The organism is Citrobacter sp. RHBSTW-00029 (assembly GCF_014104295.1).
Classification (GTDB): domain Bacteria; phylum Pseudomonadota; class Gammaproteobacteria; order Enterobacterales; family Enterobacteriaceae; genus Citrobacter; species Citrobacter youngae.
Window position 1 is genome coordinate 4350794 of the sequence record NZ_JABXRT010000001.1, and the last position, 16337, is coordinate 4367130.

Sequence of the window (16337 nt, forward strand, 5' to 3'; positions counted from 1 at the left end):
CGTGCTCCTTAAGGCTGTACATGACGCTGACGCAGATCGGTGGCAATGCGCGACATCATCGGATTATTGAGTTTGCAAATGCGGATAGACAGCGCCAACAGCAGGTGGAACAGTGCGGGAAGCAGCGTCTCCATCGCGGTAATTCCTTGCAGCGAACTGGCGGTTTGGTTACCAGCGCCTGGCTGATAGGCGACAAAAATAAACAGCAGGCTGATGATCCCCGCACTTGAGGCCCAGGCCAGCTTGATGAAAAACAGATTGAAGGCGAAATTCATGCCGGAGGAACGTACGCCGGTTTTCCACTCGCCGTAATCGTCGGCGAAGGCCATCAGCGAGAAGTGCAACGGCAGCGTGAAGCCTAAAATAATGCCATTACCGAGGATCACCGCCAGCCACAGCGTCTGATAAGCCGGGCCGGTTGGCAGGAACCACATCATTACCGCCAGCGCGGCCAGTACCAGGTTGGTGTAGTAATAGAGTTTGACGGTATCGATGCGACGGGTCAGGGGGCTGACGATCACTGAACCGATGATGGACGCAAAGGTCACCATGGTGAAAAACAGCGACGTATAAGCGGTGCTACCTTCCAGCACGTAGGTAATAAAATACATGTACCCGCCGCCACGAATATTGAAGACGTTGATCAACAGGAAAGACATTACCAGCATCAACAATAGCTGATCGTTTTTGCGCAGCCCGCCAATGTGCTCACGCAGGGTAAATTTTCCCATCATTGCCAGTGGCACACGCTCGCGTACCCAGAAGAAGCAGCACAGGAACATCACCACCGCGATGGCACACAGGATGCCCACGCCAAACTGATAACCCTGCGCGGCATTACCCTGACCGAGAGCATCCACCATCCACGGCAGGCCAACAGAGACCAGGAATCCCGCCACGCCGCACAGCACAAAGCGCCAGGACTGACAGGCGATCACCTCGTTATGGCGGGTCGTCATCGTATTGATCAGCGCACAATACGGTACGTTGATGGCGGTATAGCCGACAGAGAGCAGGAGATAGGTGCCGAATGCCCAGGCGATCTTGACCCCCATGCTGGCGTCCGGGACGGTAAAAGTGAGCACGCCAATAATACCGATCGGAACCGCGACCCACAGTTGCCACGGGCGAAAGCGCCCCCAACGGCTTTGTGTGCGGTCGGCCAGCACGCCCATAATGGGGTCGGAAATGGCGTCAAATACACGCAAAGCAATAAATAATGTGCCGACCAGCGCAGGCGTTAACCCGAAGACATCGGTGTAGAAAAATGTCAGGAAGTTCATGATCAGGCAGGTAATGACCGTCCCACCCGCATCGCCTAATCCATAACCAATCTTTTCACGCAGAGATAATTTATCGTCTTGCGCACGATGCGCTAAATCGCTTGTCGTAATCGGAGCCGAAGTCATAAATAACTCCCGGAGAGGATGTTCAGAAAGTGTCCCGCTACATTGCGGGTTTTTTAGTGGTAATTTGCAAAGTACGTTATTTATTCTGCACGAAATGTTTAGCGCAACAAGGGAAGGGAAAAGTATAAAAAGATGACAATTCCGACTTTATAATGAAAATGTGATTTCGATCCGGTGAAAAGTAATTTTATGATTAATAATCAATGATAAAGGTATTTTGAATAATACGAAAAGTGGGAATTTGAATATATATGCTCGAATTGTCCATGTCTCTTCCGATTAAAGTGCAAAATGGTGGGTTATTTATTTCCCGAGGCGTGGGTAGCCATCCGGCGCGGCAATTGCACTCCTGGGAGATTATCTTTGTTGAAAAAGGGACATTAACGATTCGCGAAGACCATACGGTTTTTTGCGTGAATGCTGGGGAAAGTTTGCTGCTGTGGCCGCAGCGCTTGCATATTGGCGTGGGCAATTTCCGGCTGATTTGAAATTTTACTGGCTGCATTTTGAGGTGACGGCAGAAAACGACGCATCAATAACGGAACCGTTACTTGCTATCCCTCAACATACCCGGGTGAGCGAGCCACAATATATTATTTCGCTGTTTCGCCAGTTCTTACGCGAGCAGGAAAATATACATCGCAGTATCGCGCTGGAACTGATCCTGCTGCTGATTTTGCAGCAAATATCCGCAGCCGCCAGCGAGCAACCTGTCGACAGCCCCGGGAATGCGTTGGCCTGGAAAGCGCAGCAAATCATTCACACCCGGTTCCACCTGCCGATTTCCGCCTCAACGTTGGCGAAAGAGCTGCATTGCAATGCGGATTATCTGGGGCGCGTTTTCCGTGGCGCTTTCCGGCTGACGCTAACCGAAGCGTTGCACCGTCAGCGGGTAAGGGCGGCAGAAAAACTGTTAATCAGCGATTCGCTGTCGCTAACCGAGGTGGCAATGAAATGTGGTTTTAATGACGTGGGTTATTTTCGCAAAATATTCCACAAGCACACCAGCCTGACGCCCGCGGCGTGGAAACGGCGCTATTGCAAAGAACATATCAATAGCGCCTGACCCGTTATTGCCCGTAATAGGCATTCGCTCCGTGTTTACGCAGATAATGTTTATCCAGCAACTCAGACTGCATATCCGGCAACTGCGGGGCTAACTGGCGAGAGAACAACCCCATGTAGGCGCACTCTTCGAGCACCACGGCGTTATGCACCGCGTCTGCCGCGTCTTTACCCCAGGCGAATGGTCCGTGGGAGTGCACCAATACCGCCGGAACCTGCAGCGGATTGAGATCGCGCTGCTCGAAGGTCTGAATGATCACCTCTCCGGTTTGATATTCATATTCCCCGTTGATCTCTTCAGCAGTCATCAGGCGCGTACACGGAATAGAACCATAGAAATAATCGGCATGCGTGGTGCCCCATGCAGGGAGATCCAGACCCGCCTGCGACCAGATCGTCGCGTGGCGAGAATGGGTATGGACGATCCCGCCGATCTGGGGATAACGACGATACAGCGCCAGATGTGTTGGCGTGTCGGACGACGGTTTTTTGTTGCCTTCCACCACGTTACCGCTGGCAATATCCACTACCACCATGTCGTCGGCGGTCATCACCTCATATTCCACGCCGGATGGCTTAATCACCATCAGTTTACGTGTTTCATCCACTGCGCTGACGTTGCCCCAGGTAAAGGTGACTAAGCCATGAGCCGGGAGCGCCAGATTGGCCGCCAGCACCTCGGCTTTCAGTTGTTCTAACATGGAAATCCTCCTTCCTGCATGCGTGCTTCTATCCAGCGTCGTGCCTGGATAATTTCCAGTACCGGCTCTTTCGCTTTTTCAGTCCACATTTCAATCAGAAATGACCCGCGGTAGTTCAGCTGATGCAGCGTTTTGAAGATGCCGACAAAGTCCACGCATCCTTCGCCAAATGGCACATCGCGAAACTGGCCCGGATGCGTTTCAGTTACCGGCAGCGTGTCTTTCAGGTGGATAGCGGCGATACGGTCGATGCCCAGCGTCAATTCGGCAGTGACATCATTCCCCCAGGCGCTTAGATTGCCCACGTCCGGATAGACGGTGAACCACGGCGAGGACAACATCTGGTCCCACTTTTTCCACTTGCTGATCGAGTTCATAAACGCGGTATCCATGATTTCTACCGCCAGCATCACCTGCGCAGCGGCAGCCTGCTCCACTGCCCATGCCAGTCCTTCGGCAAAGCGCTGCTGCGTGCCTGCGTCATGTTCTTCGTAATAGACGTCGTAGCCTGCCAGTTGAATAGTGCGGATACCCAGATCGCGCGCCAGACGAATGGCTTTGGTCATTATTTCTCGCGCCCGCTCACGCACGGCTTCATCGCGGCTGCCAAAGGGAAACCGACGGTGGGCGGACAGGCACATTGACGGGATCGCCACGCCGGTTTCCAGCATCGCACTCACCAGCGATGCACGCTGAGCAGGACTCCACTCGAGACGCGACAGGCGCTCATCGGTTTCATCCACCGACATCTCGACGAAATCAAAACCGCAGCTTTTTGCCAGCACCAGCCGTTCCGGCCAAGAGAGGTCTTTCGCCAGCGCTTTTTCATAGATACCTAATGGATGATTACGCATGCTGTGTTCCCCAGATGGCGTCGATTTGCGCATGGAATTCAGCGGCAACCTGCGCTGGGTTTTGCGCTCCCGCCAGCGCGCGCCCGGCAATAAAAGCTTTGACGTTAATATCGCGGAACAACGGCAGATCGGCGGGGGTGATCCCACCGGTAATCGACAGTTCCAGGCCGATGTCGGAAAGCGCCTTCATGCGCGCCAGGTCTGCTTCTCCCCACAGTTGTCCGCTGGCCTGTGCATCGCGTCCGCGATGGTAAATCGCCTGGCGAACGCCAACGCGATACCAGTCGCGGGCATCATCCAGCGTCCAGTTACCGAACAGCTCCATCTGAATTTCGCCGCCGCAGGACTGCGCGACGCCATGACCTTTCTCTACCGTCGCCAGCGGCGCAGCACAGATGATGGTCATCCAGTTGGCACCTGCTCCAAAGGCTTGCTGCGCGAGGGTTTCGCCCGCATCGGCCACTTTCCAGTCGGCGACGATGATTTTATTCGGGCACTGAGCGCGCAGGGCTTTCACGGCGCTCAGCCCTTCGGTTAAGCAGAGAATCGTCCCCGCCTCAATGATATCGACGCTCTCTTGTAGCAGCGCGACGTCGCGTTGTGCGGCTTCAAGGCTGGTGTGGTCGAGCGCCAGTTGCAGTAATGGTCGACTCATCATTCGTGCTCCTTAATGCGGGCGTGGTAGCCCTGTAGTGCGGTAATTAAATCCAGGTATTGGCGGTATTTACGCTGGTAGCTCACCTGCGCGGCGGCGTCCGGCAATAACGTGCGCACCGGGTGCTGTAGGCTGCGCTGGGCGTCGCTGAAGTTGGAATAAACGCCGGTGCCGACGCGGGCGGCGAGCGCAGCGCCAAAGCAACCGGTCTCTTCAATCTGCGGCAATTCGATACGTAAACCGCTGACGTCTGCCAGCATCTGCATCCAGATGTCGGAGTGCGCCGGACCGCCGGTGACGCGCAGGGTATGCGCCTGCGTAAAACGTTCGCGCATGCGGTTGAGGTGGGTCATGTGGCTAAAAACCACGCCTTCGTAGATGGCCTGTAATAAGTGGGCGCGAGTGTGTATTGCCTGCATGCCATAAAAGCCGCTGGTCATCTCCAGCCCGGCGTTGCTGCCGTACAAAAAGGGCAAGAAGAAAAGCTCGCTACCGGCTTTCGGTAAGCTGGCGACGGCCTGATTGATCTCAGCAAAAGAGAGTTCGCCCCACTGGGCGGTAAACCATTCCAGATTGCCGGAAGAGGTCGGGCTGGCTTCGTGAACGATGTACTGCCCGTCGTTGACATAGCGCCCATAGACATAGGGATGGGCCTCATGGTCGCGCAGGCCGTGAGCGATCCCGCTGGTGACGGCCCAGGTGCCCATTACCGCGTTGAGAGTGTATTCATCCTCGATACCGGCGCACAGTGCGGTGGAAACCACATCAAACAGTCCGCCGACGACGGGCGTACCCGCCGCCAGACCGGTTATGGCGGCTGTCTGAGCGGTGATTTCCCCGCATATTTCTGCTGAACCGACAATCGGCGGTAGCGCATTGTCGATCTCACTGATGCCCAGCCACTGGGTCAGGCGCGAGTCGTACTGACCCGTAGTCATGTTGTAGAGGTTCGACTCGGAGATATTGCTTTCTTCGCAGCCTTTGACGCCGGTTAAGCACCAGCGCAGATAGTCGTGGCCCATCATGACGCAGCCAATTTGCGCGTAACGTTGGGGTTGATTCTCTTTCACCCAGCGCAGCAACGATGCTGGATGCCCGGTCCACAATGTTTGGCGGGTGACCGGGTAGAGCTGCTCAGGGATCCCATCCTGCTGCCAGCGCTGAACGATGTCCATCGCCCGACGGTCGGAAGAGAGGATGGCATTGCCCAGCGGTTTATCCTGCTTATCGAGAAGGAACAGGCCTTTGCCCTGAGCGGAAATACCGACGCCTTTGATTTGATCGCCGCAGACGCTGGTGCGCGCTAACAGCCCGGCGATCGTGGCGACACACTGTTGCCACAACTGGTGCATATCGCGTTCGGCGTAACCGGGCAATGGCGATGCGGTCTGCAACGATTGCCGGTTAATGCCATGCTCATGACCTTTGGCGTCATACAACCCGACTTTCAGATACGTACCGCCACAATCAATACCCAGCCAGAAGGTCTCTTTCTCACTCATCTTGTTATCTCATTTTTGCCGGATGGCGCTGCGCTTATCCGGCCTACGACGGTTGCTACCTGTAGGCCCGGTAAGCGAAGCGCCACCGGGCATTGTTTTACGCTGTACGTTTATGTGGATTCAGTGTCTTTAGCGGAGCGGCACCGGCGTCGCATTTGGCTGGCAGCAACAGCGCCATCAGCGCGGCCAGAGCCAGTGAGATAGCCAGGCAGTAAACCCCCGCATCTTTGCTGTACAGGGTGATGAGTACGCCGACCGCATAAGGACCGCAGAAGCCGCCGAGGTTGCCCAGCGCGTTGATGACTCCACGCGCGCCACCGGCCATTTCCGCACTGAACAAACGCGCCGGAATGGTCCAGAACACGCCCGCTGCCGATTGCAGGAAGAAGCCGCAGCCGACCAGCGCGGCATAAGCCAGCCAGACGTTATTTTTCAGCGCCACGGAAAGGAACATGCACAGGGCAAAGCCAATCAACGGCAGGCAGACGAACAGCTTGCGTTTGCCGGTGCGGTCAGAGAGAGAAGAGAACAGGAACATCCCGGCAATGGCCCCGACGTACGGCAGAATGGCGAGCATACCGACCTGTCCCATGCTGCTGTGCGTCAACTCTTTGAGGATGGTCGGCAGCCACAGGGTGTAACCGTAAATCCCGGTCTGATAGAAGAAGTTCAGCGCGATGAGCTGCCACATGGTTTTATCGGAAAGCACCGCGCCCAGAGAGGCATTTTTGACTTCCGTTCCGGCAATGGCTTTTTGCTCGGCGGCCAGCGTTTCGACCAGGTAATTTTTCTCGGCCTCAGAGATCCAGCGCGCCTCCTGTGGACGGTCGTAAACGGTATAGGCCCACAGCACCAGTACAACGACGGAAAGCAAACCTTCAATGATGAACAGCCAGCGCCAGTCGAGAACGGTGATAATCCAGCCCGAGAGCGGAGCGGTAATGATCCCGGCAATCGGCACAAACATAATCACAATCGCATTGGCGCGACCACGCTCGGCGTCGGGGAACCAGTTACTGATCATCGTCAGCACCACCGGCAGCATGCCGCCTTCGGCAACGCCGAGTAAAAAGCGCAGAACCAACAGTTGGTACTGATTAGTGATTAACCCCGTGAGGACGGAAATAACCGCCCAGGCAACCAGCGACCAGCCGATAAATTTCTTGCCGCTGCCGTGAACGGCAATTTTTCCGCCGGGAACCTGTAAAAACAGATAACCGATAAAGAAAATACCGCCAGCCAGTCCTGCCATGGTGGCGGAAATACCTAATTCCTCATCCATTCCGCCCGGCATCGCGAAAGCGATATTGACGCGGTCCATATAAGAAATAATACAGGCGATGAGAATAGGTGGAATAATCCGCAGCCAGCGCTGACGGGGTATATCTTTGAGTGTAGGGCGAGAGGTCATGTTCATATTAATATTCTCGTAGAGTAGTATTTTATTTTTATAGTTTTGCTTTATTTAATGCGGCGATACCGTCGCGCAATATTGCTACGCGATGGTTCACATCTGCATTGGCGTTTATTTCCAGCAATTTAATACCGGCAAATTGCAATGGTTCGGCTTCTGCGCAGGCGAATAATTCGCGGGCATGGTCGGTGGTCATCAGGCTTTGTGGGCAGAACGGAGCAAACGGCGCGTGTAAGTCCTGCCACTCGCCGTATTCCCCCGCAAGCGTGGTGCCGGAGAACATCAGCGCGCCCAATTTACCGGCCTGTTGGACCTGCTGCGTGTGGGTCAGCGCCAGGGCGGGGTTCTGCCCTTCAATGGCCGATCGCGCCCAGTTAATGCACACGCTGATGTCATATCCGGTTATTGCGTCCAGCACGTTTTCTAACGGCAAAAAGCCTTTGCGTGGCGCAGGGCCCGTCATGGCATCGCAATGCTCCAGCACCAGATCGCAGGACCAGTCCCAGTGGGTAATTTCTTTCAGTGAACGAGCGAACGCGTCGGTGGCCTGGGCGACGTTCGGGTTGCCTGCCAGCGGGGCAGCGTGCAACTCCAGCGCGATCACTTTTCCGCCATTAGTTGCATTGATATGGTTGATTTTCTGGTGCAGATGGCGGTAATACGCCACACAGGCTTTACGCTGATCTTCGTCGCTGGAGGCCAGCCCGAAACCACCCTCAGTACCGCGGCGGCGCATGGTTTCCATAATGGCCGTGACCACGATTTGCCAGTCGCCCGGCGTATGGCGCAATAACCATTCGTCGCCCAACGGATGCAGATTTTCAAGGCAGGGCTGTTCCAGTCCACGAATATTCGGGGTATCGGCGAGCTGTCGCCAGAATTCCTTCTCTTCCTCTTCACTCTTTTGGTGAAATGAGGGTGCACAGGGGTACGCACCGATAATATAACCGGTTGTATTAGCTTTCATTTTTTGTGCTCCTTTTATAAAACTGAAATAGCAACCTTCACGACTATTTTGCGGATCGGTGTGGCGACAGTTTTATGACATCCCGGACGATGAACATCCTGCGGGAAAAATATGGCGTAACTTCCCGGAGTCATTTCAATAAAAGATTCATGTTCACTGGTGTGATAAAAAATAATATCGCGCTGTTCTAATAACGCTTCGCTGATTTCATTATTTCCGGTATCAATAGCGATCCCGATTTTCTCTTCACCCCAGGCCAGAAACTGAATATCCAGATAACGGCGATGCACTTCCGGGCGATTTTCGGCTGAGTCACGGGTGGTTAAATCGATAATCTGCGCGAAGATGTTTTTACCGTCGATCTCCACCACGCCCGGCTCCAGTTTGCGGAAATCCGTGGTGCGCAGAAAGTCGAGCGCCCTTTCAATCGCTGCGGGCAAACGACACGGATTAGGCTGAGCGATATGTCCAAAGATCATACTCTGACTCCTTACAACGCCTGAATTTTGGCCCAGACGCTGTCATCAATGGTGATGCCGTTTTGGCGATTTTCTGCCAGTAGCTTTGTAAACTCGTGGCCCGGCAGGCGGACAGGCGTGTTTTCATCAGCGCGTTCGGCGGTGGTGATGAAATCCATAATCCGCTGTAGCTTGGCATCACGGGTGGCGCCATCGATCAGCTTGTCTACTTCAATGGCGATGAAAATCTGCGAAACGCCATATTCATCGCTGTTGTCCTGGGTGACCTCGGCCACGGAAGAACCGTCAGAAAGCAGGGTGGCGATCATATCCAGCACAATCGACAGGCCAGAACCTTTCCAGTAACCCATTGGCAAAATACGGCGATTTTTTTCGATAACGCCAGGTTCTCTGGTGAGGTTACCTTCATCGTCGAACCCGCCGTCCACCGGCAGTTCACGGCCCGCCAGACGGTTAACTTCCAGCATGCCGTAGGAGAACATCGACATCGACATATCGACCATGGTGATTGGCGTGGAGGGGATGGCAACAATCAGCGGGTTAGTGCCGATGCGGCACTCTTTCGAACCCCACGGCGGCATGACGGCAATCGAGTTAGTCCAGCAGATACCGATGTACCCTTTCTCCGCCGCCTGCCAGCCATAGCTGCCGCCGCGCATCCAGTGGTTGGCGTTACGCAGCGCGACCAGGCCAATACCGTGATCGGAGGCCAGTTCGATGGCTCGGTCCATCATCTTTTTCGCCGTCAAATTGCCGATCGAACGCTGGGCATCCCACTGCTCAATTGCCCCCAGGCTGGTAATGCGCTGCGGTTTGGCCTCAGGAATGATGTCACCGTTATCCAGTTGCTGAATGAAACGGGGAAAACGGTTGACGCCGTGCGAATACACGCCGGACTCGGTGGTGCGCGCAAACATTTCGGCACAGGCATCGGCGGTTTCAACGGCGATATCGCGTGCCAGCAGTACCCGATTGAACGCATCTTTCAACTGCTCAAAAGTGACTTTCATTCCTGTTTCCTTGTTTAAATTTGATCGCTTTTTTATCTCTAAATTTCACTATGCGAAATCTGATTTCAAATATAGCGATCAAATTTTGACAGATCAACGGGGCACCCTGTTTTTTAAAATCATGAAAATCAAATGGTTGTGTTTTTTCGGTTCAGATCGTGAACTGAAACACACTTTGCGCTACCATCAGAGCGCGACGAAAAGGGGAGCGGAAACGATGGGCACAAAAGAGAGTGAGATGACGCAAGACAAAGAGCGGCCAGCCGGAAGTCAGAGCCTGTTCCGTGGTTTGATGTTGATTGAGATTTTGAGCAACTATCCGAATGGTTGCCCGTTGGCGCATTTGTCTGAACTGGCAGGGCTGAACAAAAGTACCGTGCATCGACTGCTGCAAGGGCTGCAATCCTGCGGATATGTCACCCCCGCGCCCGCGGCAGGGAGTTATCGCCTGACCACCAAATTTATTGCCGTTGGTCAGAAGGCGTTGTCGTCACTGAACATCATCCATGTTGCTGCGCCGCACCTTGAAGCGCTGAATATCGCCACCGGTGAAACCATCAACTTCTCCAGTCGTGAAGACGACCATGCGATTTTGATTTATAAGCTGGAGCCGACGACGGGCATGCTGCGTACCCGCGCTTATATCGGTCAGCATATGCCGCTGTATTGCTCGGCGATGGGCAAAATTTATATGGCGTTTGGTCATCCGGACTATGTGGAATCTTACTGGCAGAGCCATCAGGATCTGATTCAGCCGCTGACCCGCAATACCATTACCGGTTTACCGGCCATGTACGATGAGTTGGCGCAGATCCGCGAAAGCAGTATGGCGATGGATCGGGAAGAGAACGAGCTGGGTGTTTCCTGCATCGCCGTGCCGGTGTTTGATATTCATGGGCGGGTGCCGTACTCGGTATCGATTTCACTTTCTACCTCGCGCCTCAAGCAGGTCGGAGAAAAGAATTTACTCAAGCCGCTGCGCGAAACCGCGCAGGCCATTTCCAATGAGCTGGGCTTTACCGTTCGCGATTAGGCGCATGCCTGACGTCGTTCAGGCACCTGACACTATTTAACCGTTTCCCCTGTCCGATCAAAGCGACGGGGGGAATCTCTCTGGCACTCTGTGGTTTTCACGCAGAGGGGGGGGGCAATGAACGCGTTTATTATGGCGGATGCGGAAAAATGTATTGGGTGTCGTACCTGCGAAGTGGCCTGTGTCGTCGCGCATCAGCAAAACCAGGACTGCGCGTCTGTTTCTTCTGCTGCGTTTACCCCGCGGATCCGCGTGATCAAAGACGACGCCTTTACGACGGCGGTCGCTTGTCATCAATGCGAAGATGCTCCCTGCGCGAATGTTTGCCCAACGCACGCCATTCGTCGTGAACATGGGCATATCTTCGTTGAACAGGCGCGTTGCATTGGCTGTAAAAGCTGTATGCTGGCCTGCCCGTTTGGGGCGATGAATGTCGTCTCCCGCTCGTCTCGGGTGCAGGCGATAAAATGCGATCTGTGCTGGCACCGTGAGGCGGGACCCGCGTGTGTCGAAGCCTGCCCGACCAGCGCGTTGCAGTGTATAGATGCGGTCAGCGTCCAGAAACAACGTCTACGCTCCCAGCCGCTGTGAAAATAGCCCGACCCGTGTCTGGGTCGGGTTTATCATCAGCCTTCCAGCCAGGCGCGTTCGATCTCTTCAGCCAGAATCTTCACGCCAGCCTCGATTTTTTCCGGTTCCGGTACGTAATTCATCCGCATGCACTGATGCGTATGCGGCCAGGGTTTATCCAGCCCTGGGAAGAAGTAATCACCGGGAACCATCAGCACGCCGCGTGCTTTCAGGCGCTGATACAGTAGTTCAGTCGTGATGGGCAAATCTTTGAACCACAGCCATAGGAAAATCGCGCCCTCTGGTTTATGGATCAGGCAGCGATCTTCAGATAAATAGCGGCGAATGATCGCAATAGTCTGCTGAACACGCTGATAATAAAACGGTTTGATAACCGTCTCAGACAGACGCAGCAGGTCGTTGCGCTTAATCATTTCGCACATGATTGCCGGACCCATTCCGCCAGGTGCAAGGCTGATAATGCCGTTCATATTGGTGATGGCGGTGATGATTTTTTCATTCGCGATAATGATGCCGCAGCGGGAGCCCGGCAGTCCCAGCTTGGAAAGGCTCATGCACAGTACAATGTTAGGGTTCCACAACGGGCGTGCTTCGCTAAAGATGATGCCGGGGAACGGTACGCCATAGGCATTATCAATCACCAACGGGATCCCATGCTGGTTGGCCAGCCGGTCCAGCTTCATCAGCTCATCATCGGTGATCACGTTGCCTGTTGGGTTGGTCGGACGTGACACGCAGATCATCCCCGTCTCTTCACCGATGTGCAGGTGTTCAAAATCAACGTGATACTTAAACTGACCTTCCGGTAACAGTTCGATGTTCGGACGTGCGGAGACAAAGAGATCTTCTTCCAGCCCGGAATCAGCATAGCCAATGTATTCCGGCGCTAATGGGAATAACACTTTTTGCGTTGTTCCGTCAGCGCGGCGTCCGGCGAACAGATTGAATAAGTAGAAAAACGCGCTCTGACTGCCATTTGTCAGTGCAATATTTTGTGGCTCGATATCCCAACCCTGCTTCTCACGTAGCAGTTTCGCCAACTCAGACAGGAGCTCGGTTTTCCCTTGCGGACCGTCATAATTGCAAAGCGCATCAGTGGCTTTGCCGTTTGCCAGCATATCTGTCAGCAGAGACTGGAAGTAATTTTGCATCTCTGGAATTTGCGCCGGATTACCACCGCCGAGCATGATGGCGCCTGGGGTGCGTAAACCGTCGTTGAGGTCCTCCATCAGGCGGGTTATGCCTGAATGGCGGGTAAATTTGTCGCCAAAAAGTGAGAATGTCATAGCAGGTGATCTGTCGAACTCAGTATTAAAGTGGCTAACCATAGCGCTACCTATGGCGGGGTGCAAATCAGGCCCACGGAGCAGAATTGATGTTTTGTGCTGCAGATTTTTTTCTGGATAGTTTTTTATATTGAATCTGGCTTCCCGTGCCGTTGAGCATGAGAAGCCTGTTGGGATCAGGGTTGACCGGCCCACACCACCATGGCTTTATCGTCGCCATGTTCGCGGATAAATCCATATCCCTGTTTCAGAGTTAGCGTGGTTTGTTTACCGGCACCAATGGCGGGATGTCTGGCCCTGAACTGGCTGATGCGCTGCCAGTGCGCGACGCTGGCGGCAGATTTCCCGCTAACGTCCTGCCAGTTCATCTGCGAGCGTGTACCCTGTAACGGGTCTGAGCCGGTTGGGCCGAAAGGTCGTGCCGACTCGTCGCCATAAAAGAGTTGTACCGCGCCCGGCGCCAGCAGCAATAGCTCGGCGGCTTTATCTCCACCTTCGCGGAACAAACGCGTATCGTGCGAGGAGAGATAGCTCAGGACGTTGAAGTCCTGCAGTTTATCCGCCATCTGCTGCCAGGTGAGATCCATATTTGCCAGACAATCGACGGCCTTTGCCGCCTGCTCCTGATAGTCGAAATTGATCATCGCGTCGAAGCCGTGATGGTAATAATCGCTTTGCATGACGCCGTGACCCCAGGCTTCGCCGGTCATCCAGAAGGGTTTATCATCCAGCGCTTTATCCGGGTTGGCTTTCTTCCATTCGACTAACGCCGCGCTGGCCTGTGTTTTTAGCTGCTGCCAGGCGGGAAGCTCGACGTGTTTGGCGGTATCGACCCGAAAACCGTCAATCCCGTAATCACGTACCCACTGACTGAGCCAGTGCGTCAGATAATCCCGGGGCGTGTAACCAGCAATGGCTTTGGCGTGCGTATCCGGCTTGTGCTGATAAAAGTTTGGCAGTCCGGAAGGTGTGGTGGATTCGGTTTTCAGATCGGGCAGGAACGCCAGCGACATGGTCAGGTCATCAAAGCCAGGATTGTCGTAATCGCCAATATCGGTGCGGATCCAGTTTTTCCCCCACCATTTTTCCCAGCCGGCTTTATCACTGAAATTGATGTAATCATTAAAACTGTGCCAGCTCTGCCCGGCAGCGGGTTTCCAGTCCGTCCAGCGTTCACCGAGCGTTTTTTTCAGCTCATCGCCCGATAAGTACAGCGCCCCAAACTGATACTCCTGCATATCCGCCAACGTGGCGTAGCCGGTATGGTTCATCACCACATCAAACAGGACACGGATACCGCGCTGGTGTGCGCCATCTACCAGCGCACGCAGATCCACTTCGTTACCCATGTTGGCATCAATCGTTGTCCAGTCCTGGGTGTAGTAGCCGTGGTAAGCGTAGTGGGGAAAATCGCCTTTGGCGCCACCCCCAACCCAGCCGTGGATTTGCTCAAACGGTGCGCTGATCCACAAGGCGTTGACGCCCAACTGTTGCAGGTAGTCGAGTTTACTGGTGAGCCCGCGCAAATCGCCTCCGTGGAAAGTGCCAATTTCCTGCATGCCATCGTTGCGACGTCCGTAGCTGTGGTCGTTGCTCGGATCACCATTCACAAAGCGGTCCGTCAGGACGAAATACACCGTAGCGTTATGCCAGTCGAAAGCAGCCGGGGCATCGGTTTCTGCCCGTTCCAGCAGCAACAGCCCGTTACTGGCCGCGGCAGGCTGTAGGGTAATCGACCCATTCTTTACCGTTGCCGTTTGTTTGCTGTAGTAATCGCGCACCACGGCACCTTCCGGGAAAGTCTGGCTCACATCCAGTGTTAACGGCGAACCATCCCATTTCGGGCACTGGCGAATCTGGGTCGTGACAGGGTCTGCGTCGCTTTTTACCGAGAGCATCAACGTTGGCGTTCCGGAGCGGGTATCGACTTCCAGCGTGTAATCGCCGTCTTTGAATAAACGCCACTGCGGCGGCACGCCTTCACACGGTTTTAGCGACAGCATCTGGTTGAGTTTTATCGCATCAGCAGGCTGCCAGCACTGTTGGTCAAAATTCAGGATTAAAGGGCGAGTACCCTTCGTCAACGCTGCATGGCTGACGAATTTACCCGTACCTTCCGCTTCGAAGGTGGGAAGTTCTGGAGAAGTCCATGATGAGGCGATGGCAATGCCGGGTATCAGCGCCAGCGCAACGGCGGCAAGTTTCATAATGCTGTCCTTGATGCTGCGATTTACGCCAGTTTGCCAGTGAAATCAGAGCGGAAACTCATCCTTAGCGTCGATTCCGCCCGGATGAGAGATGAGGGTGAGCGATCACGCGCAAAAAACGACCTAATTTTGCGATAACCTCCACATTTTCTTCGAATTAACCGCACCCGGAACGGTTTGTACGTGACATAGTTTCAGAATTGGACTATTCCTTTGGGTGCTCTTGACGGCTATTTTTGATATGATTTGAGATTCATCTCTCATTTTTGTGAAAAATATAAGGTGTTGGAATGTTTAAATCCGACCAGGAGACCTAATGATATTGACTCCCATTCGACGATATGGGGCAATGATTCTTATGTTACTCACCATTGCATTTTCGGGTGAGGTGCTGGCAAAGACACACACGGCGACAACGAGTCATAAGCCCCAGGTAATCAAGGCAAGTAATACACAGGTAAGCAGTAAACAAGAGTATTCTCGCAATAGTGCAAAGAGTAGTTCACTTCCTGATTTGCGAAAATACCCTTCCGGAACACCAAGGAAAAAAGCGTTTCTCCGGACGGTTATGCCTTATATTACCAGTCAAAATGCTGCCATTACGGCGGACCGTAACTGGCTGATCTCAAAGCAGTACCAGAATCGCTGGTCACCGACTGAGCGTTCGCGTATGAAAGACATCGCGAAACGCTACAAGGTGAGCTGGTCTGGCAACACGCGTAAAATTCCATGGAATACGCTGCTTGAACGCGTAGACATCATTCCTACCAGTATGGTGGCGACTATGGCTGCGGCTGAAAGCGGTTGGGGCACATCGAAACTGGCGCGTAGCAATAACAACCTGTTTGGCATGAAATGTGTCAAAGGCCGCTGCAACAATGCACCCGGTAAGGTGAAAGGCTACTCACAGTTTGAATCGGTAAAAGAGTCGGTGAATGCCTATGTCATTAACCTGAACACGCATCCGGCATACTCTTCCTTCCGTAAATCGCGCGCGCAGTTGCGTAAAGCCGATCAGGAAGTGACAGCGACCGCGATGATCCATAAGCTGAAGGGGTACTCCACCAAAGGACAGAGTTACAATAACTATCTGTTCGCGATGTACCAGGATAACCAGCGTTTAATCGCCGCGCATATGTAATTTCCACAGGCCTGATGGCACGA

14 protein-coding genes and 1 pseudogene are annotated in these 16337 nt (G+C 53.9%); 4 read left to right on the forward strand and 11 right to left on the reverse strand.

Features of this window, described 5'->3' with window-relative positions; all coding sequences use genetic code 11:
- Positions 1 to 8: 8 nt before the first annotated feature.
- Complete coding sequence (locus HV041_RS21030) at positions 9 to 1409, reverse strand: MFS transporter (protein WP_121585201.1); 1401 nt, start codon at positions 1407 to 1409, stop codon at positions 9 to 11.
- A gap of 251 nt (positions 1410 to 1660) precedes the next feature.
- On the opposite strand from HV041_RS21030, the pseudogene HV041_RS21035 reads away from it, so the two are divergent.
- Positions 1661 to 2475, forward strand: a pseudogene (locus HV041_RS21035) (helix-turn-helix domain-containing protein).
- A 4-nt stretch (positions 2476 to 2479) separates the two neighbouring features.
- Here the strand turns inward: HV041_RS21035 and araD are convergent.
- The 8 genes from araD to yiaK form a co-directional block, all read right to left on the reverse strand.
- Positions 2480 to 3175: an L-ribulose-5-phosphate 4-epimerase gene (araD, locus tag HV041_RS21040; RefSeq protein ID WP_003024215.1), complete on the reverse strand. Its 696-nt coding sequence runs from the start codon at positions 3173 to 3175 to the stop codon at positions 2480 to 2482.
- Positions 3169 to 4029, reverse strand: a complete 861-nt coding sequence (locus tag HV041_RS21045) for an L-ribulose-5-phosphate 3-epimerase (RefSeq protein WP_121585200.1) — start codon at positions 4027 to 4029, stop codon at positions 3169 to 3171. Before HV041_RS21045 ends, araD begins: the two co-directional genes overlap by 7 nt.
- Positions 4022 to 4684, reverse strand: coding sequence for a 3-keto-L-gulonate-6-phosphate decarboxylase UlaD (gene ulaD / locus HV041_RS21050; RefSeq protein ID WP_121585513.1), 663 nt, complete (start codon positions 4682 to 4684; stop codon positions 4022 to 4024). The genes HV041_RS21045 and ulaD overlap by 8 nt, the downstream gene beginning before the upstream one ends.
- Positions 4684 to 6186, reverse strand: coding sequence for an FGGY-family carbohydrate kinase (locus HV041_RS21055; protein WP_121585199.1), 1503 nt, complete (start codon positions 6184 to 6186; stop codon positions 4684 to 4686). The genes ulaD and HV041_RS21055 overlap by 1 nt, the downstream gene beginning before the upstream one ends.
- Before the next feature lie 97 nt (positions 6187 to 6283).
- Positions 6284 to 7603, reverse strand: a complete 1320-nt coding sequence (locus HV041_RS21060) for an MFS transporter (protein WP_003837687.1) — start codon at positions 7601 to 7603, stop codon at positions 6284 to 6286.
- Positions 7604 to 7634: 31 nt separating this feature from the next.
- Positions 7635 to 8567: a DUF4862 family protein gene (locus tag HV041_RS21065; protein ID WP_121585198.1), complete on the reverse strand. Its 933-nt coding sequence runs from the start codon at positions 8565 to 8567 to the stop codon at positions 7635 to 7637.
- A gap of 14 nt (positions 8568 to 8581) precedes the next feature.
- Entirely contained in the window at positions 8582 to 9046 is a 465-nt protein-coding gene (locus HV041_RS21070) for a YhcH/YjgK/YiaL family protein (protein ID WP_121585197.1), read from the reverse strand.
- Between the two features lie 11 nt (positions 9047 to 9057).
- A complete protein-coding gene (gene yiaK, locus HV041_RS21075; protein ID WP_121585196.1) occupies positions 9058 to 10056 on the reverse strand; it encodes a 3-dehydro-L-gulonate 2-dehydrogenase in 999 nt (332 codons plus the stop codon).
- Between the two features lie 217 nt (positions 10057 to 10273).
- Between yiaK and yiaJ the strand changes: the two genes are divergently transcribed.
- Together yiaJ and HV041_RS21085 are read left to right on the forward strand one after the other, a co-directional pair.
- The gene (gene yiaJ / locus HV041_RS21080; RefSeq protein ID WP_048213806.1) at positions 10274 to 11089 is read left to right on the forward strand and encodes an IclR family transcriptional regulator YiaJ; all 816 of its coding nucleotides are present in this window, start codon (positions 10274 to 10276) and stop codon (positions 11087 to 11089) included.
- A gap of 117 nt (positions 11090 to 11206) precedes the next feature.
- Positions 11207 to 11680, forward strand: coding sequence for a 4Fe-4S dicluster domain-containing protein (locus HV041_RS21085; RefSeq protein WP_121585195.1), 474 nt, complete (start codon positions 11207 to 11209; stop codon positions 11678 to 11680).
- A gap of 35 nt (positions 11681 to 11715) precedes the next feature.
- On the opposite strand, the gene avtA is transcribed toward HV041_RS21085, so the two are convergent.
- Both avtA and malS read right to left on the reverse strand, forming a co-directional pair.
- Positions 11716 to 12966 (reverse strand): valine--pyruvate transaminase, encoded by a 1251-nt coding sequence (gene avtA / locus HV041_RS21090; protein ID WP_121585194.1) that lies wholly within the window; start codon positions 12964 to 12966, stop codon positions 11716 to 11718.
- Between the two features lie 176 nt (positions 12967 to 13142).
- Entirely contained in the window at positions 13143 to 15173 is a 2031-nt protein-coding gene (gene malS / locus HV041_RS21095) for an alpha-amylase (protein WP_048213673.1), read from the reverse strand.
- A gap of 316 nt (positions 15174 to 15489) precedes the next feature.
- Here malS and HV041_RS21100 point away from each other — a divergent pair, with 316 nt between their 5' ends.
- Complete coding sequence (locus tag HV041_RS21100; protein ID WP_086523491.1) at positions 15490 to 16314, forward strand: protein bax; 825 nt, start codon at positions 15490 to 15492, stop codon at positions 16312 to 16314.
- The last annotated feature ends 23 nt before the right edge of the window (positions 16315 to 16337 follow it).